Here is a 23,814-nt window from a genome sequence, read left to right as displayed (position 1 = left end):
GTTTTTCGTCGCAGTATGGGGCCAAACGCACCCACACTTATCGGTAATCATCTTGTTAAAGAACTGCGCCGCCGAAGCAGCAAAGACGCACACTATACCCAACAGAAAAAAAACAGTCAAGCAGTAAAACCAAATGCCTCTGCCAAAATACGCCATGTACACGGAAAAAAAGAAAATTTTTTATCAAAGGAAATCCGGCTTATTATGCGTATAATCGGTTTTTCCGTAATTCCGCATCTCCCGCTTTCAATCAAAAAACTTTAATGAAAGGAAATTTGCCATGAACTTTCCACCGCGCCATGTGCCTGCCGCCCGTTTGCGCCGTATGCGCAAAGACGGTTTTTCACGCCGCCTGATGCGCGAACACTCGCTTACTGCCGACGATTTGATTTATCCCGTTTTCGTTTTGGAGGGGCGGAATCACGAAGAAGACGTGCCTTCAATGCCGGGCGTGAAACGCCAAAGCCTCGACAAGCTGCTGTTTACCGCCGAAGAGGCTGTAAAACTCGGTATTCCCATGCTTGCACTGTTTCCCGTAGTTACGCAAAACAAAACCGAGCTGGCCGAAGAGGCATACAACCCCGAAGGTTTGGTGCCGACTGTTGTCCGCAAGCTGCGCGAAACTTTCCCCGAGTTGGGCATTATGACCGATGTCGCACTCGATCCCTATACCGTTCACGGGCAAGACGGCCTTACCGATAAAACCGGTTATGTTTTAAACGACGAAACCGTCGAAGTTTTGGTTAAACAGGCTTTGTGCCACGCCGACGCGGGTGCGCAGGTGCTGGCACCTTCCGATATGATGGACGGGCGCATTGCCGCCATCCGCGAGGCTCTCGAAGAGGCAGGCCACATCCATACGCGCATTATGGCCTATTCCGCCAAATACGCTTCTGCGTTTTACGGCCCGTTCCGCGATGCGGTGGGCAGCTCGGGCAACTTGGGCAAAGCCGACAAGAAAACCTACCAGATGGATCCGGCCAACACCAATGAAGCCCTGCACGAAGTCGCACTCGACATTCAGGAAGGAGCGGACATGGTTATGGTCAAACCCGGCCTGCCGTATTTGGATGTGGTGCGTCGCGTAAAAGACGAGTTCGGCGTACCGACCTATGCCTATCAAGTATCAGGGGAATATGCAATGTTGCAGGCTGCTATTCAAAACGGCTGGCTCGACGGCGGGAAAGTCATTTTGGAAAGCCTGCTTGCATTCAAGCGCGCGGGCGCGGACGGCATTCTTACTTATTACGCACTCGAAGCGGCCAGACTGCTGCGCAAATAATCCGTCAAGCCGTTTCCATACAAACAGGCCGTCTGAAAACCTTGTAAAACGGGTTTTCAGACGGCCTGTTGCCATTGCGGCAAAACAGTCAGCGGATGCCGCTGCCGATGCGGCTTAGTTCGCCGAGATTCATCCAAATGAAGAAGGCTTTGCCGACAACCAGTTTGTCTTCGACGAATCCCCAATAGCGGGAATCCGCGCTGTGGTCGCGGTTGTCGCCCATCATGAAATAGCTGCCCGCCGGCACTTTGCAGGTAAAACCGCTGCCGTCGGCTTCGTATGTACAATTTTGATGCAAAGTGTCGGTTTGGGCGGACAGGCCTTTGTCGGCGGCGGTTTTGGCATAGTAGCCGAGCGATCCGGTGTGTACGGCGGGATCGCCTTCCGTTTTCAATACGTCGAATCTGCGTCCGGAAAAGTCCGCGCCGAAGCGTTGCGTATCGATTTGGATTTGGGGCTTTTCGTCGTCGGGGTAGGCATAGCTGCCTGCTTCCGTATCGATCTCTACAATATTACCGTTTACTTTCAATATCTTGTCCTTGTATTCCACAATATCGCCCGGCAGGCCGACGGCCCGTTTGATGTAGTTTGTGTCGTCGAGCGGATAGGCGAACACCACCACGTCGCCGCGTTCCACTTTGCCGGTGTCAATCAATACATTGTTGATTACAGGCAGGCGTATGCCGTAGGAAAACTTGCTGACAAGAATAAAGTCGCCTTTTACCAGCCCCGGCCGCATCGAGCTGGACGGGATTTGGAAAGGCTCGGCCACAAAGGTGCGCAGCACGAATATCACAAGAATAATGGGGAAAAAACCGCCCATGTAGTCGCGGAAATGGTTGTCGTCGTCCAGCGAACCGCTAAGGACTTTCTGGCCTTTTTCATCGGTGGCGATACTGCGCTCGGGCTTGAACGAGAGCTTGCGCCACAGCCACACCGCGCCGGTGAAAACCACGAATATCAGCAGCACGGCAGTGAAGCTGAGCTTGATGGCCAGCACGCCGAACACGCCGACCATAATCAGCAGATAGCCCCATTGCAGGCCGTCGCCCCATTCGCCTTTTTCGTTGCGCTCCTTGCTGCTGACGGCAAACAGGCCGATGCCCGCCACCAGGGCGACAACGGCGAGATAGACAAATTGGTTCATGTTTTTTCCTTTGCTGTTGTGTTTTTTCAGACGGCCTAAACAGAATAAAGGCCGTCTGAAAATATAAATCTTAAAACGCGAGCGCGGATTACCCCGCACACCCTGCGTTTACTGAATGAATAGGCGTTTGTAGGCAATATGGTTGCGGATGTTTTCTGCTGTGTCTTTTTCATCCCAAATTTGCAGTTCCCACGGGTAGTAGTCGGGTTCAAAATAAATATGTAAACCGATATAGCCGTCCACATCGCGCAGATACCAGTTTTTCAAGCCATATTGCGTTTTCCAGTCGTCCAGCCGCTGCATGATTTCGGCAACGTTTTCCGATGGCAGGATAACGCGTGCGCCGAAAATATCGTTCAGGATAGCGTTTACGGGATATTGGTTTTCACGCTCGGTGTAGCGGCGGATTTTGTCGGCGATGCTTTCGGCGGTTTTAACGCGGTAGAAAAAATCAATGCCGCGCGTGTCGGCAAATGCCAGATAATCGTTAATTGCTTCGTGCAGGTTCAAACGATACGACAAAATATGCTCGGTTGGCACATGAGCGAGCGTGCGGCTTAAATTGACTTTCGCCACTTTGCCCGTTTCAAAATAATCCTGCGAATATTGGGCATGGATGCGGTTGATTTCGCGGATTAGGCGTTCGGTTTTTTGGGTGGGGGTTTCCATAGATTTTCAGGCTACCTGAAAAAATAATTCATGGTTTATAAATAAATTACAATTTCCGGATTGTTACCGTAACCAACTCTCCACATTCAATATGATCACTAAAATCAGAAACCTTAGTTTCTCCTCCTGACGTGGTTTGAGTAACAACAGCCTTACTGCCTTTTGCCGAGGCTACTTCAATAACTAAATTATGGCTATCTATATCCTCTAACATTCCTAAAATTTCTCTAATTGGCTTAATAACGGTTATGGATTTTTGTTTATTTTGCACATTTGTAACAAATTTAATTTCAACTACATTCATTTTTATTCCTCAATATTTAGACTAACTTTTTCAGGCAGCCTGAAACCCTACTTCTCCCCAATCTCCAAAATCGCCAAAAACGCGCTCTGCGGTATCTCCACATTCCCCACCTGCTTCATGCGCTTCTTGCCGGCCTTTTGTTTTTCCAGCAGTTTTTTCTTGCGCGTAATATCGCCGCCGTAGCATTTTGCCAATACGTTTTTGCGTAAGGCTTTCACGTTTTCGCGGGCGATGATTTGTCCGCCGATGGCAGCCTGAACGGCGATGTCAAACATTTGGCGCGGGATTAGTTCGCGCATTTTGCCGGCGAGTTCGCGCCCGCGCTGCACGGCGGTTTGGCGGTGGACAATCAGGCTCAATGCGTCCACTTTGTCGCCGTTTACCATAATGTCCAGCTTCACCAAATCGGCGGGCTGGAATTCTTTGAACTCGTAGTCCAGCGATGCGTAGCCGCGCGAGGTGGATTTGAGTTTGTCAAAAAAATCCATCACCACTTCGTTCATCGGCAAATCATAGGTCAGCATCACCTGCCGCCCCAGATACTGCATATTGCGCTGCACGCCGCGTTTTTGGTTGCACAGCGTCATCACGTTGCCCACATAATCCTGCGGCACAAGTATGGTGGCGGTGATAATCGGCTCCAAAATGGTTTCTATCGTGCCGATGTCGGGCAGCTTGGACGGGTTTTCCACTTCAAGCTGCTCGCCGTTTTTCATAACCACTTGATACACCACGGTTGGCGCGGTGGTAATCAAGTCCATGTCAAACTCGCGTTCCAGCCGCTCCTGCACGATTTCCAAATGCAGCAGCCCCAAGAAGCCGCAGCGGAAGCCGAAGCCCAACGCCTGCGACACTTCCGGCTCAAATTTCAACGATGCGTCATTCAGTTGCAGCTTTTCCAGCGCATCGCGCAGGGCTTCGTAGTCGTGGCTTTCCACGGGATACAGCCCTGCGAACACTTGGCTTTGCACTTCTTTGAAGCCTGCCAGCGGCTCGGCGGCGGGGTTGGCGGCGAGCGTTACCGTGTCGCCCACTTTCGCCTGCCCCAGCTCTTTCACACCGGTAATCAGAAAGCCCACTTCGCCCGCGCAAAGCTCGGTTTTATTGACGGATTTCGGCGTGAACACGCCGAGCTGCTCCACCTGCGATTCGGCGCGGGTGGACATAAAGCGCACTTTGTCTTTCAGTTTCAGACGGCCGTTTTTCACGCGCACCAGCATCACCACACCGACATAGTTGTCAAACCACGAATCGATAATCACGGCTTGCAGCGGCGCATCGGCATCGCCCTCGGGCGCAGGCACTTTGGCAACGATTTCTTCCAGCACGTCTTCCACGCCCAAACCGCTTTTGGCGGAACAGGTTACCGCGCCCACGGCATCAATGCCGATGATGTCTTCGATTTCTTGGGCGACGCGGTCGGGGTCGGCGGCGGGCAGGTCTATTTTGTTTAAAACGGGCACGACTTCCACGCCCAAATCAATCGCGGTGTAGCAGTTGGCAACGGTTTGCGCTTCCACGCCCTGCGATGCGTCCACCACCAACAGCGCGCCCTCGCAGGCGGAGAGCGAGCGCGATACTTCGTAGGAAAAGTCAACGTGCCCCGGGGTGTCAATCAGGTTCAGCAGATAGGTTTCGCCGTTTTTGGCTTTGTAGTTGAGCGCGGCGGTCTGCGCTTTGATGGTGATGCCGCGCTCTTTTTCAATGTCCATAGAATCAAGCACCTGCGAACTCATTTCGCGGTTTTCCAAGCCGCCGCAGTATTGGATGAAGCGGTCGGCAAGGGTGGATTTTCCGTGGTCGATGTGGGCGATGATGGAGAAATTGCGGATGTTTTTCATAGCAGCGTTTTACAGTGTTGGAGGCCGTCTGAAAAAACGTTTTTCAGACGGCCTGAAAATGGCGGGAAACGGACAGCGGCGCATTCTAACGGAAAAAACGGGATTCTGCGCGGGAAAACGGCGGCAGCGGCAGCGAAAAAACTTAACCGTAACACTCCCTTTGGGCTACAATGCGCCCCGTTTTTTCCGCCACCTCCATCCGACTTGAGGAATATAAAAGCATGACAAAAGAAACTGCCTTGGGCGCGGCACTTGCTTCCGCCGTGAAGAGCATGAGCAAAACGAAGCAGACCGACATGATTACCGACTATATATACGGCAAATATATAGTGTTCAAGCATTTCAAGCCCCTTGCGCTGGGCATCGACCAGGATTTGGCCGCCGACCTGCCGCAGTTTGACAGCGCACTGGTCATGCGCGCCCTGTCGAACCATTGCCGCCGTCCGCGCTATCTCAAATCGCTGGTGCGCGGCGGCAAACGTTACGATCTGAACAACCGCGTCAAAGGGGAAGTGAGTGCGGAAGAACAGGCCGTCGCAGCGCAAAACCCGATAATGAAGGCCATGCTCGAAAAACAGGCCGCCGCTGCCGCGCAGCCTGATGCAGAAGCAGCGGAAACAAACCCCGCCCGGACGCAGGAAGCGGAACCGGCATCCGACCCCGCCGCAGAATAGAATAAGGCGGGAATACAAACGACAGGCCGTCTGAAAACCGTTTTACGGTTTTCAGACGGCCTGTTCCGTATCTCCACGGCTGGACGGATGGCAGACAGAAACAATACACAGCGGTTCGGGGCGGCAGGTCATGCCTCCGCCCCGTGTGTTTTCAATTTACCGGCCAAACTCTTAAATACGCAATACGGAGCAGTAGCACGTGCGCCGCTTGGCGGCATTCCCGCGTTTCTCCTGTTTCCCGATTCAAATCGTACAGCACAAGGCAGCATTTGAGGCCGTCTGAACGCGCGGTTTTCCCGCTTTCAGACGGCCTCTTCATTCCGCCGCATCCGCGCTGCTCCCGCCCTACCCTGCCCCGTCTCCGTCTTTGCCTTCCGGCGCAGACGCGTCAGGCGGCGGGGCGGCTTCGGGCAGAACCAGTTCGCCCAACTCGGCCAGCGGCGGCAGGCTTTCCAGCGATTCGAGCTGCAAATCGGCGAGAAAGGCGGCTGTGGTGGCCCACAGGGCGGGGCGGCCGACGGTGTCGCGGCAGCCGACGGTTTCTATCCAGCCCCGTTCGAGCAGGGTCTGCATCACGTTTTGCGACACGGCCACGCCGCGTATGTCTTCGATGTCGCCGCGCGTAACCGGCTGGCGGTAGGCGATGACGGCCAGCGTTTCCATCACGGCGCGGGAATAACGCGGGCTGCGCTGTTCGTGCAGGCTGCCCAGCCGCGCAACGGCGGCAGGCGCGATTTGGAAACGCCAGCCCTCTGCGGTGTGTACCAATTGCAGGGCGCGGCCGTGCCAGCGGGCTTTGAGGCTGCCGAGCACGTCGATGAGCTTGTCCTGCGACAGCGGCGGGTCGCACAGTTGGCGCAGGGCTTTTTCGCCGAGGGCTTCGGCGCGGGTCAGCAGCGCGGCTTCAATCAGCGCGTCGGGTGCGGGTTTGTCGTTCATAGCGGCGTTTTCCTGTTTTCAGACGGCCTTGCCGTATTGTCAGGCCGTCTGAAAAACATGGTTAGGCAATACGTGGGCGGATTCGGCGGTGCAGCCGCGCCCTATCCTTCTGCAAGCGCAGGCGGCGCGAAACGCTGCATCTGCTGCAAAACGTGTCGGGAGCGTATGCCTTCGGGCAGGTAGAAATCGAGCAGCATACGGGTAATTTTGAGTGCCTGACGCAGACTTTCGCCATTGTCGAACACGCCTTCGCGCAGCGCGGCCAAGTCGGCTCCGTCGGCTGTCAGCACGCCTTGCGGGATGCTGCCGTCCGCACAGGGCTGCGGCGGCTGTTCGGCCTCAATCAGGTAACGTCGTCCGGCGGACACCGGATCGCCGTTGATGTCGGTATGCAGATCGGGGGCGTAACCCAGCTCGGTCAGCAGCCGCCACTCGAAGCGGCGCAGCGCGGCGGCGTGGGCCGTATTCGTGCAGAGGCTGCGGAGTGCTTGGGCGAGCGCGTCGTAAACGGCAGGCTGCGCGTCTTCGCGCGGCGTGAGTTTCAGCACCAGCTCGTTGAGATACAGGCCGCTGAGCAAAACCCTGCCCTGCGGCTGCGGCCAGCCGCCCAGCCATTCGGCGCGGTGCAGGGTTTTGGTTTCGCCGCTGCCATACCACGACACGCTGACGGGAACAAAAGGCACCAGTACGCCGCGCAGCTCGCTTTGGCGTTTGCGCGCGCTGCGTGCCAAGAGCGAAACGCGGCCGTAGCTGCGGCTGTACATTTCCAGCCGCAGGCTGCTTTCGCGCCAGGGCACGGCGGCCAGCAGAAAGGCGGGTTCGTGGTTGATTCTTCGGCTTTTTTCGGACATGGCGGAAAAGAAAGGGGGAGGCGGACGCGGCAGGCCGTCTGAAAACGGTTTTTTCAGACGGCCTCTTGGTTTGCCCGCACGACGGATTCGCGCTTATTTCTTGCTGTATCTGGCATCGTATTTCAATTCGTTCAGCACGTTTTTCAGATTGTAGTCGAGCACGTCCTTTACCAGCGCGGGCATTTCCGACTGCACGGCCTGATAAAGCTGCATATTGAGATGGGCGGCCTGGCGCGAAATGGTGGTGCGCACCAGGCCGTTTACCGCGTCGGTCAGATGCGGCATCAGCCGCGCCATCAGCCGCGCCACCAGCTCCTGCTCCGACAGGCAGAATACCGGGCGGCCGACGGGTACGCCCTGCGGATCGAGCACGTTTACGCTGACGGGGACATCCTGCGGACAGAAAGCCGCTTCGGCCTGCTCCGCGCCGCTTCCGCCTCCGCTGCCGGCATCCGTTGCGGCGACGGGTTTCGGGCTGAACCAAACCGTCTGCTTTGCCAAAACCTCTTCTGTTTTCATACCCTGCAAAGCGTTTTGCGCGTTCAGCCAGTCTTCTTCCAGCAGCACGGCGGCATCGGCATCCGTCAGCTCGCCCGCCAGCGCGGCATTGTGGCGGTTTTGCCAGTTTTGCAGATAGTTTTGCATAATCTGCTTCCTGTATCCGTCATGGATGCGGCGGTTGTGCGGCGGCGCGGCGGCTTCGGCGGTGCTGGATCCGGCGGGCTGCGCGTCGCGTTTTTCACGCAGCTTTTGCAGTTTCTTTTCCCATTCCGGTTGTTTGTTCGACATGGTTATCTTCGGCTGGACGGCTTATAATGCCCGCCATTTTAACAGAATTCACGAAAGGTTCGGACGATGGACGGCACGGAACAACGCCTGGAATATCTCGAAGAAGCGGTGGAAATGCTGCGTATGCAGAACCGCGTGCTCGGCGCGGCTTTCAACGGCCTGCTGCGCGGACTGCCGGCAGACACCGCGCAAGACGTAACCGAAGCCGTGCGGCAGGCGTTTGAAGACACCCTGGCCGAATTGGAATATGCCGACAGCGCACATGCCGACTTATTCCACGATGCGACTTACACATTCTTCCGTGAAAAAGAGTAAATTTGTGATAAAATCACGCCTTGTACAAGCAAACGTTCCGCGCCGCCCGCGCTGCGGAACGCGTGATTAATTAAAGGATAAAACATGAATATCAAACAATGGATTGCCACTGCCGCTGCCGCCACGCTCCTCGCCGCCTGCGGCGGCCAGGGCCAGTCTGAAAACACCGCCGCCCCGGCCGCTTCCGCCGCGCCGCAGGCGGACAAAGTTTACCGCGTTGCCGCCAATGCCGAATTTGCCCCGTTCGAGTTTTTGGACACCAATAACAATATGCAGGGCTTCGATGTGGACCTGGTCAACGCCATGGCTGCGGCGGGCGGCTTCAAAGTCGAATTCAAACACCAGCCGTGGGACAGCCTGTTTGCCGCACTGGGCAACGGCGACGTAGACATTCTCGCTTCCGCCGTAACCATCACCGACGACCGCAAGCAGTCGATGGACTTCTCCGACCCCTACTACAAAATCACCCAAGTCATCCTCGTGCCGCAGGGCAAAGACATCAAATCGGCCGACGACCTGAAAAACGCCAACAAAATCGGTGTGGTAACCGGCACCACCGGCGACTTTGCCGCCGGCAAACTCCTCGGCGCGGACAACGGCAAAATCGCCCGCTTCGAAAACATTACCCTCGTTACCAAAGAGCTGGAAAACGGCGGCCTGGACGCGGTAATCAGCGACAGCGCGGTGGTGGCGAACTATGTGAAAAACAACGGCAGCAAAGGCTTCAGCATGGTCAGCGTGCCCGATTTCCCCGAAGAAAACTACGGCTTCGCGGTGCGCAAAGGCAATACCGAAACCCAAGCCATGCTCAATGACGCGCTGAAAAAAGTACGCGAATCCGGCGAATACGACAAAATCGCCGACAAATACTTCGCCAAGAGCGAATAATCCCGCCGCATCGTGTAAAAGGCCGTCTGAAAACCTGTTTTGCGGGTTTTCAGACGGCCTCTGCCGTTTAGGTAGGTGTGTGGCTGCCGCGCACTCGGTTGCAAATGTCGGTGTTTTCAGACGGCCGCACGCGTTTATGAGGCGGTCGGCAAAATCCGTTATGCGGCGGGGAACGCGTGCGTCGCTGTGCGACACACCCTACGCGGGTTGCGGCAGGACATATGAAAAATAAGGCCGTCTGAAAACACAGATTCCGGATGTCGCAATTCCGTTTGCGGGTTTCAGACGGCCTCTGCCGTTTAAAGTAGGGTGTGGCTGCCGCGCACGCGGTTTCAAATGTTGGTGTTTTCAGACGGCCGCCTGTGTTTGTGCGGCGGTTGGCAAAATCCGTTATGCGGCGGGGAACGCGTGCGTCGCTGTGCGACACACCCTACGCGGGTTGCGGCAGGACATATGAAAAATAAGGCCGTCTGAAAACACAGATTCAGGATGCCGCAATTCCGTTTGCAGTTTTCAGACGGCCTCTGCCGTTTAAAGTAGGGTGTGTGGCTCTGCCGCGCACGCGGTTGCGGAAATTGGTGTTTTCAGACGGCCGCCCGTGTTTGTGCGGCGGTCGGCACAATCCGTTATGCGGCGGGGAACGCGTGCGTCGCTGTGCGACACACCCTACACGAACTTTCGGCAGACCCGTGCGAGGCGGTGCCACACACGCTGCGCGGATACAGAGGCCGTCTGAAAATCACGCAAAACGGTTTTGCAGACGGCCTCATTTTCCGAAAGCCGTGAAAAGCGCGTGCATCGCTTTTGGGCGGCACACCCTGCGCGGGATTTGTGTAGGGTGTGTGGCAGAGCCACGCACGCGGTTTATGCCTTTCAGACGGCCTCTGTTCCCTCCCGCTGCGTGCAGACAAAGTGGGCAGCATATTTTTCGGCAAAACTGAAAACGTTATTCCCTCCCCCGCCTGCGGGGGAGGGACAGGGTGGGGATTTGCCGTTGCATAACAAAGATTGGGGCCGTCTGAAAACTGTGTTTTCAGACGGCCTTTTCATACACCGGCCAAAGGCGTGTTTAGAACTTGTAGTTCACGGAGAAACGTACGTCGCGGCCGACTTCGGGCAGGGAGTTGCCTGTCGCGGAAGAGCTGCGCTGGCTGTGTGAGTAGTAATACTTGTTGGCCACGTTATTCACGGCAAAGTTGATGTTGAGGTTGTCTTTGCCGGTCGGCTTCCAGTTGGCATAGAGGTCGTTTACGCCGAAGCCTGCGCGGCGTTCGGTGGTGTTGGACGACGATCCGCGGTCGGGCGTGCCGGTGCGGGCTTGGACGAAGCGGCCGCGCCAGCCGATTTCCAGATTCGGCTTGTCGAAGCGGTAGGCCAGGCCTGCCGTCCAGGTGCGGCCGACGGCATGGGCTTTGGTGTTGAGGTCGTAGGACTCTCTTTCCGCGTGGTGTTTCGGGTTGCTGTATGCCACGCCGAAACGGGCGGTCAGCCCCTGCCAGCGGTAGTTTGCGCCCAGCTCGTAGCCTTTGTTTTTGATGTAGCCGTTGTTGGTGGACTGGGTTACGCCGGATGTGTAGGTGGAGCGGCCGCCGGCGCAGCTTCCGCGCAGGCAGACGAAGTCGTGCACGTTGCTGATGTGCTGCCAGAAGTAGCTGCCGGTGAGCGACAGGTCGCGGATCGGGCGGTAGTTGAAGCCGATTTCGGTGGTGCGCGAGCGTTCGGCTTTCAGGTCGGGATCGACGACGATGTTGCGGGCGTTGGCCAGCATGGCTTCATACAGGCGCGGGCTGCGGGTGGCGTAGTTCATGCTGGCTTTGAGCGACAGGTTGTCCATCACGTCGTAAATCACGCCGATACTCGGGTTGAGGTTGCCTTTGGAGGCGGAGGTGTGGCCGCTGGTATTGACTTTGAAATGGTCGTAGCGCAGGCCGGTGGTCAGGGTAACGGGGCGGAAGTCCCAGATGCCTTCGAGATACACGCCGTAGTCGGTTTTGTTTTCTTTGGCGGCCGCGCTGCCGTTGTCTTCGGGCAGGTTTTTCTGTTTGCGCCAGTTCACGCCGTATTTGAGGGTGTGGCGGTCGAAAATGCGGCTGTCGAGATTGACGTTCGCGCCGGTGGCTTTGCTTTTCACCGCGCCGTCGTCGCCGTCTTCGCGTTTGGTTTCCAAATGGTAGATGTTGGTTTTGATTTTGCTCACGAAGCCCAAATCCGCGCCCTGGTATTCGAGGTTGGTGGCATCCTGGGTGTAGCGGCGGTAGGAGGCGGGGTTGCGGGCAAAGTCGATAAATTCTTCGCGCATGGTGCGCGGTCCGTAGGTTTTTTCCTGGCGGCGGCTCAATTCGATGCGGTTGTCGGGGTTGAAGCTGTAGCCGATTTTCGCCAGCAGGCCGCGTTCGCCCAATGCGCTGTACGGCACGCGCTCGCCGCCGGTTACGCCGGGGTTGGTGTAGCCTTTGCCGGCTTTGTAGTCTTTTTCGGTGTTCCAGTTGCCGGCTACGAGGCCGTCGAAGCCTGCGGCGCGGCCGTAAACGGACACGCCTTTGTTCCAGCCTTTGTTGGAGGATACGCCGGCGTTTACTTTGAAACCGAAATCCTGATCGGGACGCAGCAGGTCGGACGGATCGACGGTTTCGGCGATGATCGCGCCGGAGCTGGCACCGATGCCGGCAGAAGCCGAACCGGAGCCTTTCTGCACGGCCACGACTTTTACCAGCGAGGGGTCGAGCAGGAAGCGGCTCTGGTGGTGGAAGGTGGAGGTGTCCATGTAGGCATCGTCCACTTTGTAGTCGATCTGGTCTTGGCCGAGGCCGCGGATGTTTACCCACTGCGAGGTGCCGTTGCCGCCGCCGAAGCCGATGGAAGGCTCGCCGGAGAGGAGCTCTTTCAGGCTGGTGTCGGTGGATTCGTCGATTTTCTGGGTGCTGATGCGGTGGGTGGAGAGGTTTGAGCCTTTGACGACAACGGTTTCGAGGCTGTCGGCGGCGGCGGAGGGATCTTCGGCACGGGCAAAACCGGCGGCGAGGGCGAGTGTGAGCAGGCTCAGTCTGACGGGTAAGGACGATGCGGTCATATAATACCTTTTTGCTTGTTTTCGTTGGATAAAGTTAAAACTACCGAGTAAAACGGCGCGTATTGTAAACGATTTTAATCATGTGTCCGCAAAAATTACGATTTATTTTTATTTGTTTTCCTGTCGGAACGTGCCGTGCCGCAATATGCGGACGCTATCGCGCCGTCAAACGGCTGCCGCCGCGTTCAAAAGCCCTGCCTGCGTCTGCCCTCTGCCCGCAAATACGCCGCCCGCCGCAATGCGGCACCGGTTTGCCCGATTTGCCGTCCGTATGCGCAAGAGGCCGTCTGAAAACACGGATTGTGTGTTTTCAGACGGCCTCTTGCGCCGTTTTCCGTTTCAGGCAAAGGCAATGGGGGCGGGGTAGCCGTTGAGGGCGATGCCGCTGCCGGCAAGGTGGGGGGCGTGGATGAGGTTGTCGGGCAGGTGCGCCAGCTCGGGCAGACGGCTGCGGATAAAGCGGCCGCCGGGGTCGGCGTTTTGCGATTCGGCAAACGGGTTTTTCAGACGGCCTGACGCGGCCTGCTGCCAGCCGGTGCGGTTGGGGGCGTGGTCGTAGTCGGTCAGGGTGCGGGCGAAATAATGCTCGCCTGCCGCAGCGGGCAGTTTGAGGGCGGACACGGCAAAGGCGGCGGCGAGCGGGCGCAGGCGCGGATGCAGCCAGCCGCTCCCCGCCAGCGTGCGCATGGCCGCGTCGATAATGGGCACGCCGGTCATGCCCTGCCGCCAACGTTCAAAGGCAGCGGCTCGGGTGCTGTCCAATGCGGGCATCTCAGGCGGGGCGGCGGAGCGGCAGATTTCGTGCAGCGCGCCGTTTTGCCATGTCCACAGGCCGTCTGAAAACGGCAGAAGGCGGCGGCAGTAGTCGCCGTAAAACACGCTGTCCAGCCACGGCTCGGGCGTTTCGCCGCCGATACCTGCACACGCCAACTGCCGCACCGGCAGCAGGCCGAAACGCAGGGCGGCGGAAAGCTGGGAAGTGCCTTTTTGCGCGGGAAAATCCTTCATCAGCGCGTAATGCGGCAGCTTGGGCGCAAACGCCTGCCAGGCCGCCTGCGCCGCCGTTTCGCCGCCTGCCTGCGACAGGATTTGTGCGGGCGCGGCGGGCAGCGGCGGCGCGTTGCGCCATTGCTGCGGCAGGCCGTGCTGCGCTCTGCGCACCGCCGCCCAGTCGGGCGTTTGGCCGCCCTCCTCCGCGTCCTGCCGCACGCGGCGCAGCCATGCCTGGCGGTACACGGCAAAATCGGGCGGCGGCGCGTTTTCGAGGGAGTAGCGCGTTACGGGCAGGGCAAGCGGCTCTTCCTGCACATACCGTACGCGCTCCGCACCGTCCGTGCCCGCAAGGCGGATGTGCTGCGCGGTGAGCAGGAGGGCAGACGGGTAACGCGCCATCAGGGCGTTTAGCTGCCGCACGGCGTTGCCGCAGAAAACGTGCAGCGGGATGCCGTATTCGGACAGGCCGTCTGAAAGCTCCGCCAGCGTCTGCCGCAGGAAAAACTGCTGGCGCGGGTTGGCATATTCCGGCAGGAAATACAGGGCGGCGGCGGGCAGGCCGTATTGCGCGGCAGCCTGCAAGAGCGGGTTGGCGGCGAGGCGCAGGTTGCGGGTGAAGTGGATGAGGAGCAGGTTTGGCGGCGGAGACATATCGGGAAAAAAACTTTATCCGCTTGCGCGGGACGGGGGCGGGATGCGGACAGGAACAGGCCGTCTGAAAACGGAGTCCGGCGGTGTTTTCAGACGGCCTTTACGGTTCAGGCCGTCTGCACGACAGGCGGGCGGAGCGTTTCGCCGCTGCGTGCCAGCAAAACGACGGCTTGGGCTTCTATGGCTTCGACGCGCCCGAGATAGCCGAGTTTTTCGTTGGTTTTGCCTTTGATGTTGACGCAGGCTTCGGGCAGGCCGAGGTCGGCGGCGATGTTGGCACGCATGGCGGGGATGTGCGGGGCGAGCTTGGGCTGCTGGGCGATGACGGTGGTGTCGGCATTTATGATGCGCCAGCCCGCTTCCCGCAGGCTTTTGCAGACGGCGCGCAAAAGGACGCGGCTGTCCGCGTCTTTAAACTCGGCGGCGGTGTCGGGGAAGTGGCTGCCGATGTCGCCGAGTCCGGCCGCGCCCAGCAGCGCGTCGGTCAGGGCGTGCAGCAGCGCGTCGGCATCGGAATGGCCGAGCAGGCCTTGGTCAAACGGGACGGCGACGCCGCCGAGTATGAGCGGGCGGCCGGCAACGAGCCGGTGTACGTCGTAGCCTTGGCCGATGCGCAAATCCATGGTTTTTCCTTTCTTTTTGGCGTTCGGGATGCCGTCCGGGTGTTCGGACGGCCTGTTCCGCGTATCGGAGGCCGTCTGAAAACAAGGCTGCGCGGCATTTTTTGCGTTTGTGCGGCACGCCTTGCGGCAGGCTTGTTGTTTTGCCGGAACGCGTGCGCCGCCTTCGGACGACACACCCTATATAGGCACCCGTGCAGGGTGTGTGGTACAGCCACGCACGCGGTCTTTGTTTTTCAGACGGCCTTTTGATATTTTCAGACGGCCTCACAGGCTGCAATCGAGCCCCATCTGCCAAAAGGCGGCCTCCATGCGGACGGCGGTGCGGAACACGGCGGACAGCGCGGCCAGACGGGCTGCGCTCTCGCCCGCGCAGACGGCATCCAGCGCGTCGGCAAAGGCGGCGGCGGCCTCTTGGAAGGCGGGGTCGGCATAGGTGTCTATCCATGCCTGATAGGGATTGCCCGGCCTGCTTTCCAGCGCGGCACGGCGGCCGATTTCGGCATAACCGATCACGCAGGGGGCAAGGGCGGCGTAGAGGTCGGCCAATGTACCCTTCATGCCGCAGTCGAGCACATAGCGGGTGTAGGCGACGCAGGCGGCGGATTCGGGTTCGCGCAGCAGCTCGTCTTCGCCCAAACCCCACTCGGCGCAAAAGCCGACGTGCAGCAGGGTTTCCTCGAGAATGGCGTTCAGGCTCTGCTGCAAGGCGCGGATTTCGCCGAAGCTGCCGCTTTTGTACATACCTAGCGCAAGGGCGCGTGCGTATTGGTGCAGAAAAAGGTAATCCTGTTTGAGATAGTGGCGGAAGCACTCGGGCGGCAGCGTGCCGTCGGTCAGGGCGCGGACGAATCCGTGTTCGGTGTAGGCGCGCCATTCGGCGGCGGATTCGGCGGTGAAGCGTTGCAGGGCGGACATGGGTTTCTCCTGTTTGGCCTGTTGCGGAACGGAAAGGCCGTCTGAAAAACAAACGGCGCGGCAATTATAACGGCGGCATCGGCGGGCGGGCAAACGGGCGGACGGCGGCGGCACCGTTTGCAAAAACACGCAGCCGCGCCGCCTTTGCCAACATTTCTTACCGGTTTCCGGCATTTTCACTGCATAAGGCATGATTTTGTAATAAAATTGTAACGCTTTGATTTTCTATTAACGGCTAAACGCACATTTTATTAGGAGAAATCATGAAAACACCGTTCCGCCTCTCACTCATCGCCCTGGCCCTGCTGCCGCTTTCCGCCCGCGCCGACACCGCCGCACAGGATGTCTCCGGCCTCGACACCGTAACCGTAACCGGCAGCAAGCCCGCCTCACTCAACCAAGGCTATTCCACCGACGGCACTTATGCCCCGCTGGGCATTGCCATGACCCTGCGCGAAACGCCGCAGAGCGTGAGCGTAACCACGTCCAAACAAATGGAAGACTGGAAGCTCGACAGCCTGCGCAAAGTGATGGAGCAGACCAACGGCGTAACCGTGAAAAGCGGCAGCGGCGGCAGCGACCGCTATGCCGGTCTGCACGCGCGCGGCATGGAAGTGAAAAACTTCCAAATCGACGGCGTGCCTTTACGCAGCTCCGGCTTCAGCAAAGACTCGTGGACGGGCTGGAGCGGTGTCGACACCCACGCGCTCGACCGCGTGGAAGTGCTGCGCGGCGCGTCCGCACTTTTGGGCGGCACGGGCGACCCTTCGGCGCAAGTGAGCCTGGTACGCAAACGCCCCACCAAAGACTTTAAGGCCGAAATCGGCACCGAAGCCGGCAACCACAGCCGCTGGGGCGTAAGCGGCGACGTTTCAGGCAGCCTGAACCCAAGCGGCAGCCTGCGCGGGCGCATTGTGGCGGGACACGACCGCAGCGGCTATCAGGTTGACGACGCGAAAATGCGCAACAGCAGCCTGTATGCCGTTGCCGAATGGGATGCCGCGCCCTCGACCACCCTTTCCGTCGGCACCCAGCTGCAAAACCGCCGCGAAACCGACACCCCGATTTTCCTGCCCATCGCCTACGACAGCGAAGGCTATCCGCTGAAAGACGAAATCAGCCGCCACGCCAACACTTCGCCCAAAGGCACATCCTACACATACAGCAGCCGCAACGTGTTTGCCGAACTGCGCCACCGCTTCTCGCCCGACTGGAAAAGCAAGTTCGAATACAACTGGCTGCGCAACACCATCCACGACCGCCAAGGCTACGCGGCGATGAAGGTTGACCACGACACCCGCGAAATCGACCTGCTGGAAACCGATTCAAAAGAGAAAAGCACCAGCCACAGCTTCGCCGCCTCGGTGGACGGCAAATACAGCCTGCTCGGCCGCAAACACGACATCATGTTCGGCATCAGCGGCTTCAACACCAAAAACCGTATGCCCAGCAGCTTTGTGCGTTACGACAACGCCTTCGGCCTGCACGATTTCTTAAACGACCGCAGCCTGCGCCCCGCCAACCCCGTGCCTGATGCCGAATACACCGCCGACGACGACGTCCGCGCCCGCCAGATCGGCGGCTACTTCGCCACCCGTTTCCGCCCCACCGAAAAACTCGCCCTCATCGGCGGCGCACGCTACAGCCGCATCACCATGCGCCAGGCCGAACACATCGGCGAAACCGACGAACAAGTAACCCGCAGCAAAGTCACGCCCTACATCGGCGCGGTGTACGACCTCACCGACAACCTTTCCGCCTACACCAGCTACGGCACATCGTTCGAGCCGGTGTTCGAGCGCGGCGAGGACGGGCGTTTCCTCAAGCCCACCACCGGCCGCAACGTTGAAGTCGGCCTAAAAGGCGAATTTTTCGACCAACGCCTCAACGCCTCCGCCGCCTTCTTCGACACCCGCAAAAACGGCATGGTCAAATACGTTGAAACCGGCGACTACTACGTTTCCGAAGACCACATCCGCACACGCGGCTTTGAAGCCGAAGTAGCAGGACGCATCAACGACAACTGGTTTGTCAGCGCGGGCTACACCCTGCAAAACCGTCGTGGCGGCGAAGACTCCTACGAAGCCGATTTGCCCAGACACCAAATCAAGCTCGCCACCACCTACGACTTCAACGAACGCTTTACCGTAGGCGGCAGCCTGCGCTGGCAGAGCAAAATGTCCAACATCAACAAAGGTGCGCTCACCGACGACACCGATGCCGAAGCCCTCGCCCGCGCCAGAAAAGCCGCCACGCAGAAAGCCTATGCACTGGTTGACCTGATGGGCGCATGGCGCATCAACAAAAACGCCGAGCTGACGCTCAACGTCAACAACGTCTTCAACACCCGCTACCGCACCCTCTCCACCTTCCTCTCCTACGGCGAAGGGCGCAACGCGGTGTTAGGCTTCAAATACCGCTTCTAAACCTCAAAGCAGCCTGAAAGCCGAGCAAAACGGTTTTCAGGCTGCCTCATTTCCATTGTCCGCACATTAAGGAGCGCACCATGTCCCGCACCCTGATTGTTTACGACCATCCCTACGAAAAAAGTTTCAACCACGCCGTTTTGCAAACCGTAACCGCCGCGCTGGCCGCCAAAAACCGCGCCCATGACGTAATCGATTTGCACGCCGACGGCTTCGACCCCGTGTACAGCAAAGAAGAACTCGCCCTGTTCGGCAAAGGCCAGACCTTAGACCCGCTGGTGGAAAAATACCAGGCCCTCATCCGCGCCGCCGACGAAATCATCTTTATCTGCCCGATTTGGTGGAGCAGCCTGCCCGCCATGAGCAAAGGCTTTCTCGACAAAGTGATGAAACAGCAGTTTGCCTACCTGCCCACAAAACACAGCACCAAAGGGCTGCTCACCCACATCAAAACCGCCACCCTCATCACCACCTCCACCGCCCCCAATTTTGCCTTTGCGCTGGTACTCGGCAACCCCATCAAGCGCGTGTTTGTCAAAGTGGTGATGAAACAGTTCGGCTTCCAAAAACGCCAATGGCTGAACTTCGGCGGCATCACCGCTTCCACCGCCGCCCAACGCGAAGCGTTTCTGCACAAAGTGCGGCAACGGTTTGCCTGAGCACAAGGCAGCCTGAAAACCGCGCCAACAGGTTTCAGGCAGCTTTTGAGGCCGTCTGAAACGGTTTTTCAGACGGCCTGACACAGCAAAACAGGCAGCCTGAAAACCCAAAAGCCAACGGCAGAAAACACAGCAGGCAGACAAACTTTCCAACCGATCCCGCCGCCCGCACAATGCATACCGCCAAACGAAAACAGGCCGTCTGAAAACCCGAAAGACGCTTCACCAAAACAGGCAGGCAATATGCGTGGGATACCGCAAACCCGTTTGTAGCAAAATCGGAACAACGCCTGAACACGCGGGCAGAGCCGGCGGGCGGTTTGGCGTTTGAATAACGGCTGGACGGCTTTGATGCCGTCTGAAAGCGGGTTTACGCGCTTCTGCAAAGCTAAAGCCCTATGGCAAGCGATTGGCAAGCCGAAAGCGTTTTAGCTTCGCTGAAACCCGCTGCGCCCGTTTTCAGGCTGCCTTTCAGACGGCATCAGGGCAGCCTGAAAACGAACACGGCAAATTCGGCAAAACCCAAACACACCAGCCCCGAAAACCCCATGCAAACCACCGTTACCTTCCGCTCCAACGCCTTTGCGCCCGTAGAAAACGACACCGTCAATGCCCCGCAATGCTACGGCAAAAAACTCGCCCAATGGCTTGCCGCCGAACTGCCCGCGCACGGCTTGGCGGTAACCGACTGCTACGCAGAAGACTGGGGTTGGGAAATCGCCTTTGCCAACGCCGATTTCCCGCTCTATCTCGGCTGCGGCAATATGGACGACGGCGGAGAGCCGGCATTCCGCTGCTTTATCACGCCCGACCGCCCAGCCGTCCGCCCGCTCAAACGCCTGTTCCGCGCGGTGGACACCCGCCCCGCCGTAGGCAGACTCGCCGCCGCGCTGGACAGCGTGTTACGCGCCCATCCGCACATCAGCGGCATCGAATGGGAAAACGGATAGGCAGCCTGAAACCCCGTCCGTCACGCCAACAAGGAAACCGCCGTGAACATCCCCTTTTTTGCCGCCGCCGTCCTCATCACGCTGGCACTGGCCGCCCACTTTTTTATCGGCACGCGCGAAACCGCCGCGCTGCGCCCCCATGCGCCAAACCCGCAAACAGAGCGGCACTGGTTGCAGGCCGCCTGCGTGTTCCAGCTCGCCAGCATCGATTTGCTGCTGCTAGCCGCCGCATCATGGCTGCTCGCCTTTACCGACATCATTGCCGACAAACAGACCGCCGCCTGTCTGCTTGCCGCCTACCTTACCGCGTGGAGCATCGCATGGCTGGCGCAGCTCGCAGCCGCCCGCGCCCAAAAGAACAAACTATCTGCTGCTCGGACAATGGATACTCTTCCTCATCTGCGCCGCGCTGATGCTGTGGGGTGCGCGGCAGGCATAAGCACCGTGCCGAAGCAGGCAGGCAGAGGCAGCCTGAAACCCTGACGCAAGCCGAGCAACGGCGGCCATAAGCAAGACCGTCCCTGCCGTTTGGGCGGAGGCGGGCAAACCGATGCGGTTTTTTGGCTGTTGTTTTGCCAACCGTGCGGCAGTTGCGGTTTGACGCGGCACGACCCCTTGGCACGTTCGTGAAAATACTTTGTAAAAAACACAAGGAGACGGAATGGTTAAGCTCTATGTCCTGCTGTGCTTGGTCGGCGCGGTGCTGCCCCTAACCCCGTTTTGCCTGTTTGTTGTGGAAAACGGGCTTGATGCGGGCTTGTTTTTCAAAGAATTGTTTGACAGCCGCACCAGCACCTTCTTTGCCCTCGATGTTATTATTTCGGCCTTGGTTTTTATTGCTTTTGCGGTGTCGGAGTCGTTCAGGCTGGGGAAAAAACAGATGATGTGGTCGGTTTTGGGCTTGGCGGTCGGCGTTTCTTTCGCGCTGCCGCTGTTTCTGCTGTTGCGTGAGACGGCAATCCGCCAAGAGAAGGGCTGAACAGTATTACCTAAACGCGGCTTGGGGATGGCGGGGCAGCCCAAGCCAGCCACCCGTCCCGCAAAACATTCAAACCATATACAGGCCGTCTGAAAAACTTTCAGACGGCCGCACAGAAAGGAAAGCCATGAATCTTGCCAAACAGAAAATCCTGATAACCGGCGGCACGTCCGGCATCGGCGCGGCACTTGCCGCACAGCTCCAAAGCCGTGGCGCAAGCGTCATCACCTGCGCCCGCAGCCGCCCCGAACACCCGCTGCACGGTGTCGTTTACTACCGTTGCGACCTCGCCTCGCCCGCCGAACGCGCCGACCTCGTCAGCCGGATACGCAACGAACACCCCGATACCTCCGTCCTGATTAACAATGCCGCCATACAGCATCCGCTCGACTTCATCGGCGGCGAAGCACAATCCCTGCAAACCACGCTCGCACAAGAGTTGGCGCTGAACCTCGAAGCCCCCGTCGCGCTTGCCGCCGCCCTGCTGCCCCTTATCGCCAAACAGCAGCAGGGCGCAATCGTCAACATCACCACCGCGCTGGCACTGGCACCGAAAAAAAGCGCACCGGTGTACTGCGCCGCCAAAGCTGGTCTGCACAACTTCACCCGCGCCCTGCGCTATCAGACCGAAACTGCCGCACCGCATGTCAAAATACAGGAAATCGTCCCGCCGCTGGTAGCCACCCGCATGACCGACGGACGCGGTTCGGGCAAAATAACGCCCGAAGAGGCCGCTGCCGCCATCATCCGCGCCATTGAAAACGGCCGCAACGAATGCTATATCGGCAAAACCCGCCTGCTCAAACAACTGCTGCGCATCGCACCGAATCTTGCCTACCGTATTTTGCGTAACGGCTAAACCCCGCTTTTCAGACGGCCTCAAAGCAAGGCAGCCTGAAAGCACCGACATGGAGCCAATCCCATGAAAAAAACCCTCACCGCCCTCATCCTCGCCGCCCTTCTGCCCGCCGCCCAAGCCGACCCCATAGACGACTACGTCCGCGCCGAACAGCAACGCCGCCACATCCCCGGCATCGCGCTGGGCATCTACCAAAACGGCAACATCGTCAAACAGCAGGGCTACGGGCTGGCAAACGTGGAACACCAAGTCCCCGTAAGCCCCGACACCGTATTTCAGGCAGCCTCCATCGGCAAAATGTTCACCGCCGCCGCCGTGATGCTGCTGGCGGAAGACGGCAAAATCCGCCTCGACCAATCCGTGCGCACCTACCTGCCCGAAGCCCCCAAAAGCTGGCAGCCGGTTACCGTGCGCCACCTGCTCAACCACACCGGCGGCATCGGCAGCACCGAAACCGACTGGCAGCAAAACAGCAGCGAAAAACAAATGCTGCGCCGCATCTACGCCGCACCGCTGCAATTCAAAGCCGGCAGCCGCTGGGCATACAGCAACAACGGCTACGCCCTATTGGGCGCAATCATCACCCGCGTATCCGGCAAACACTACGGCGAAATCCTGCGCGAACGCGTATTCGCACCGCTGGGCATGACCTCCGCCCGCGTCATCAGCGAGCGCGACATCGTGCCAAACCGCGCCGCAGGCTACGAGCTGGACGACAACGACGGCAGCCTGAAAAACCAAGAATGGGTCGCCCCCTACCACAACCAAACCGCCGACGGCTCGCTCTACCTCACCCTCAACGACTACCGCCGCTGGCTCGAAGCCGTGCGCCGGCGCAAAATCCTGCGCCCCGAGTCATGGCGCGAAATCTTCACCCCCGCCCGCCTCAGCAACGGCGACACCTACCCCTACGGCTTCGGCTGGTCGCTCGTACCCGCCCCCGACGGCAGCCCCATGAGCGGCCACCCCGGCGCATGGCAGGGCTTCAGCACCGAGTTGCGCCGCTACGAAGGCGACGGCACCGACATCGTCATCCTCACCAACCTCGCCGGCACAGACACCGAAGCCCTGATCGAAGGCATCGCCGAACGCGCCAACCCCCGCTACAAAAAAACCAACGCCGCCATCGCCGACCGCTACCCCGCCCTTACCCGCGACTTCGAGCGCGTGTTGCAGCGCATCAGACAAGGCAAACCCCACCCCGCCGTCCCCAAAGGCCGTCTGAAAGATTTGCACGCCAAATTCGCCGACGCAGGCCGCTGCCGCGCCGAACCCACCCGCCACCAAAACAACGGCCCGGTCAAAGAACGCGACTACCGCGTCATCTGCGAACACCGCACCTTTGAAGGCAACGCCGATTTTAAAAACGGCAAAACCGTGCGCCTGTGGCTGGAAGAAACGGCGGGCGGCAGGTAGCGTGTGTCGCCAAAAGCGACGCACGCGTCCGACAAGCAGCAACGGATTTGAACTGCCGCAAAAACCGCGTGCGTGGCTGCACCACACACCCTACGCAGATTGGCCTTATGTAAGGTGTGTCGCCCAAGCGACGCACGCGTCCCAAAAAACCGGCGAGCAGCAAACCCGCCGCAAAATATGCCGCCCAAACGCAAAAAAGCTGCCGCGCAGCTTTTTTTGTTTTCAGACGGCCTCCGATGCAAAGAGGCCGTCTGAAAAACAACAGCCGCGTGCGTGGCTGCGCCACACACCCTACGCAGATTGACCCTTGTGTAGGGTGTGTCGCCAAAGGCAACGCACGCGTTCTTTGGTTTACAGGTATTCTGAAACCGCGTAAGCCGCTAGGGCGACGCACCCTGCCCCATCATCCGCTGCGCCCTTCTCGGCACAAGTGCCCGCTTTTATTTTGTCTCACGACAAACCGAAACAAACCGTTTGCAGGTTTGCCAAAGCCGCCCGCCGCAAGCCACGTGCCAAACAGCAAAAGGCCGTCTGAAAACTTTTCAGACGGCCTCAATGCTTTCAAGGAAGCAGG

At 58.8% G+C, this 23,814-nt stretch carries 22 protein-coding genes and 1 pseudogene; 12 read left to right on the top strand and 11 right to left on the bottom strand.

Annotation, left to right across the window (positions count from 1 at the left end):
* Positions 1–280: 280 nt before the first annotated feature.
* Positions 281–1,282, top strand: a complete 1,002-nt coding sequence (gene hemB, locus DYE40_RS06280) for a porphobilinogen synthase (protein ID WP_115308206.1) — start codon at positions 281–283, stop codon at positions 1,280–1,282.
* 88 nt (positions 1,283–1,370) lie between these two features.
* On the opposite strand, the gene lepB is transcribed toward hemB, so the two are convergent.
* The 4 genes from lepB to lepA all read right to left on the bottom strand — a co-directional run bounded on the left by lepB (position 1,371) and on the right by lepA (position 5,243).
* On the bottom strand, positions 1,371–2,429 hold the full coding sequence (gene lepB, locus DYE40_RS06275) for a signal peptidase I (RefSeq protein ID WP_115308205.1): 1,059 nt from the start codon (positions 2,427–2,429) through the stop codon (positions 1,371–1,373).
* 108 nt (positions 2,430–2,537) lie between these two features.
* On the bottom strand, positions 2,538–3,098 hold the full coding sequence (locus DYE40_RS06270; RefSeq protein WP_115308204.1) for a nucleotidyltransferase family protein: 561 nt from the start codon (positions 3,096–3,098) through the stop codon (positions 2,538–2,540).
* Between the two features lie 46 nt (positions 3,099–3,144).
* The gene (locus DYE40_RS12270) at positions 3,145–3,402 is read right to left on the bottom strand and encodes a hypothetical protein (RefSeq protein WP_147286599.1); all 258 of its coding nucleotides are present in this window, start codon (positions 3,400–3,402) and stop codon (positions 3,145–3,147) included.
* A gap of 47 nt (positions 3,403–3,449) precedes the next feature.
* Positions 3,450–5,243: a translation elongation factor 4 gene (lepA, locus tag DYE40_RS06265; RefSeq protein ID WP_115308203.1), complete on the bottom strand. Its 1,794-nt coding sequence runs from the start codon at positions 5,241–5,243 to the stop codon at positions 3,450–3,452.
* A gap of 221 nt (positions 5,244–5,464) precedes the next feature.
* Between lepA and DYE40_RS06260 the strand changes: the two genes are divergently transcribed.
* Entirely contained in the window at positions 5,465–5,917 is a 453-nt protein-coding gene (locus DYE40_RS06260) for a ProQ/FINO family protein (RefSeq protein WP_115308202.1), read from the top strand.
* A 345-nt stretch (positions 5,918–6,262) separates the two neighbouring features.
* Here the strand turns inward: DYE40_RS06260 and scpB are convergent, their stop codons facing one another.
* From scpB to DYE40_RS06245, 3 genes are all read right to left on the bottom strand, one after another.
* Entirely contained in the window at positions 6,263–6,856 is a 594-nt protein-coding gene (gene scpB, locus DYE40_RS06255) for an SMC-Scp complex subunit ScpB (RefSeq protein ID WP_115308201.1), read from the bottom strand.
* A 101-nt stretch (positions 6,857–6,957) separates the two neighbouring features.
* Complete coding sequence (recO, locus tag DYE40_RS06250; RefSeq protein ID WP_115308200.1) at positions 6,958–7,707, bottom strand: DNA repair protein RecO; 750 nt, start codon at positions 7,705–7,707, stop codon at positions 6,958–6,960.
* Positions 7,708–7,800: 93 nt separating this feature from the next.
* Positions 7,801–8,496, bottom strand: a complete 696-nt coding sequence (locus DYE40_RS06245) for a hypothetical protein (protein ID WP_115308199.1) — start codon at positions 8,494–8,496, stop codon at positions 7,801–7,803.
* A 66-nt stretch (positions 8,497–8,562) separates the two neighbouring features.
* Between DYE40_RS06245 and DYE40_RS06240 the strand changes: the two genes are divergently transcribed.
* On the top strand, positions 8,563–8,811 hold the full coding sequence (locus DYE40_RS06240) for an NGO1151 family protein (RefSeq protein ID WP_115308198.1): 249 nt from the start codon (positions 8,563–8,565) through the stop codon (positions 8,809–8,811).
* 84 nt (positions 8,812–8,895) lie between these two features.
* Positions 8,896–9,699, top strand: coding sequence for a basic amino acid ABC transporter substrate-binding protein (locus DYE40_RS06235; RefSeq protein WP_115308197.1), 804 nt, complete (start codon positions 8,896–8,898; stop codon positions 9,697–9,699).
* 1,069 nt (positions 9,700–10,768) lie between these two features.
* On the opposite strand, the gene DYE40_RS06230 is transcribed toward DYE40_RS06235, so the two are convergent.
* The 4 genes from DYE40_RS06230 to DYE40_RS06215 all read right to left on the bottom strand — a co-directional run bounded on the left by DYE40_RS06230 (position 10,769) and on the right by DYE40_RS06215 (position 15,951).
* Complete coding sequence (locus tag DYE40_RS06230) at positions 10,769–12,769, bottom strand: TonB-dependent receptor domain-containing protein (protein WP_115308196.1); 2,001 nt, start codon at positions 12,767–12,769, stop codon at positions 10,769–10,771.
* Between the two features lie 339 nt (positions 12,770–13,108).
* A complete protein-coding gene (locus DYE40_RS06225; protein WP_115308195.1) occupies positions 13,109–14,413 on the bottom strand; it encodes an FAD-binding domain-containing protein in 1,305 nt (434 codons plus the stop codon).
* 107 nt (positions 14,414–14,520) lie between these two features.
* Positions 14,521–15,036 (bottom strand): 2-C-methyl-D-erythritol 2,4-cyclodiphosphate synthase, encoded by a 516-nt coding sequence (gene ispF / locus DYE40_RS06220; protein ID WP_115308332.1) that lies wholly within the window; start codon positions 15,034–15,036, stop codon positions 14,521–14,523.
* Positions 15,037–15,300: 264 nt separating this feature from the next.
* Entirely contained in the window at positions 15,301–15,951 is a 651-nt protein-coding gene (locus DYE40_RS06215; RefSeq protein WP_115308331.1) for a TenA family protein, read from the bottom strand.
* Positions 15,952–16,214: 263 nt separating this feature from the next.
* On the opposite strand from DYE40_RS06215, the gene DYE40_RS06210 reads away from it, so the two are divergent.
* The 8 genes and pseudogenes from DYE40_RS06210 (at position 16,215) to DYE40_RS06175 (ending at position 23,240) form a co-directional block, all read left to right on the top strand.
* Positions 16,215–18,377, top strand: a complete 2,163-nt coding sequence (locus DYE40_RS06210) for a TonB-dependent siderophore receptor (protein ID WP_115308194.1) — start codon at positions 16,215–16,217, stop codon at positions 18,375–18,377.
* Positions 18,378–18,457: 80 nt separating this feature from the next.
* Positions 18,458–19,036: an NAD(P)H-dependent oxidoreductase gene (locus DYE40_RS06205; protein WP_115308193.1), complete on the top strand. Its 579-nt coding sequence runs from the start codon at positions 18,458–18,460 to the stop codon at positions 19,034–19,036.
* A 242-nt stretch (positions 19,037–19,278) separates the two neighbouring features.
* Positions 19,279–19,371: pseudogene (locus tag DYE40_RS13275) on the top strand (NAD(P)/FAD-dependent oxidoreductase); the annotation flags it as partial.
* A 63-nt stretch (positions 19,372–19,434) separates the two neighbouring features.
* Complete coding sequence (locus DYE40_RS06195) at positions 19,435–19,986, top strand: hypothetical protein (protein WP_115308192.1); 552 nt, start codon at positions 19,435–19,437, stop codon at positions 19,984–19,986.
* 42 nt (positions 19,987–20,028) lie between these two features.
* Positions 20,029–20,469 (top strand): hypothetical protein, encoded by a 441-nt coding sequence (locus DYE40_RS06190; protein WP_244732331.1) that lies wholly within the window; start codon positions 20,029–20,031, stop codon positions 20,467–20,469.
* Between the two features lie 178 nt (positions 20,470–20,647).
* Entirely contained in the window at positions 20,648–20,965 is a 318-nt protein-coding gene (locus tag DYE40_RS06185; protein ID WP_115308191.1) for a DUF2834 domain-containing protein, read from the top strand.
* A 127-nt stretch (positions 20,966–21,092) separates the two neighbouring features.
* Positions 21,093–21,824 (top strand): SDR family NAD(P)-dependent oxidoreductase, encoded by a 732-nt coding sequence (locus tag DYE40_RS06180; RefSeq protein WP_115308190.1) that lies wholly within the window; start codon positions 21,093–21,095, stop codon positions 21,822–21,824.
* Between the two features lie 63 nt (positions 21,825–21,887).
* Positions 21,888–23,240 (top strand): serine hydrolase domain-containing protein, encoded by a 1,353-nt coding sequence (locus DYE40_RS06175; protein WP_115308189.1) that lies wholly within the window; start codon positions 21,888–21,890, stop codon positions 23,238–23,240.
* Positions 23,241–23,814: the final 574 nt, after the last annotated feature.

Origin of the sequence: Kingella potus (genome assembly GCF_900451175.1) — a bacterium.
In the GTDB taxonomy this organism is placed as follows: Bacteria; Pseudomonadota; Gammaproteobacteria; order Burkholderiales; family Neisseriaceae; genus Neisseria; species Neisseria potus.
The sequence above is the reverse complement of the archived record's forward strand: the minus strand, read 5'-3'. Positions and strand labels throughout refer to the sequence as shown.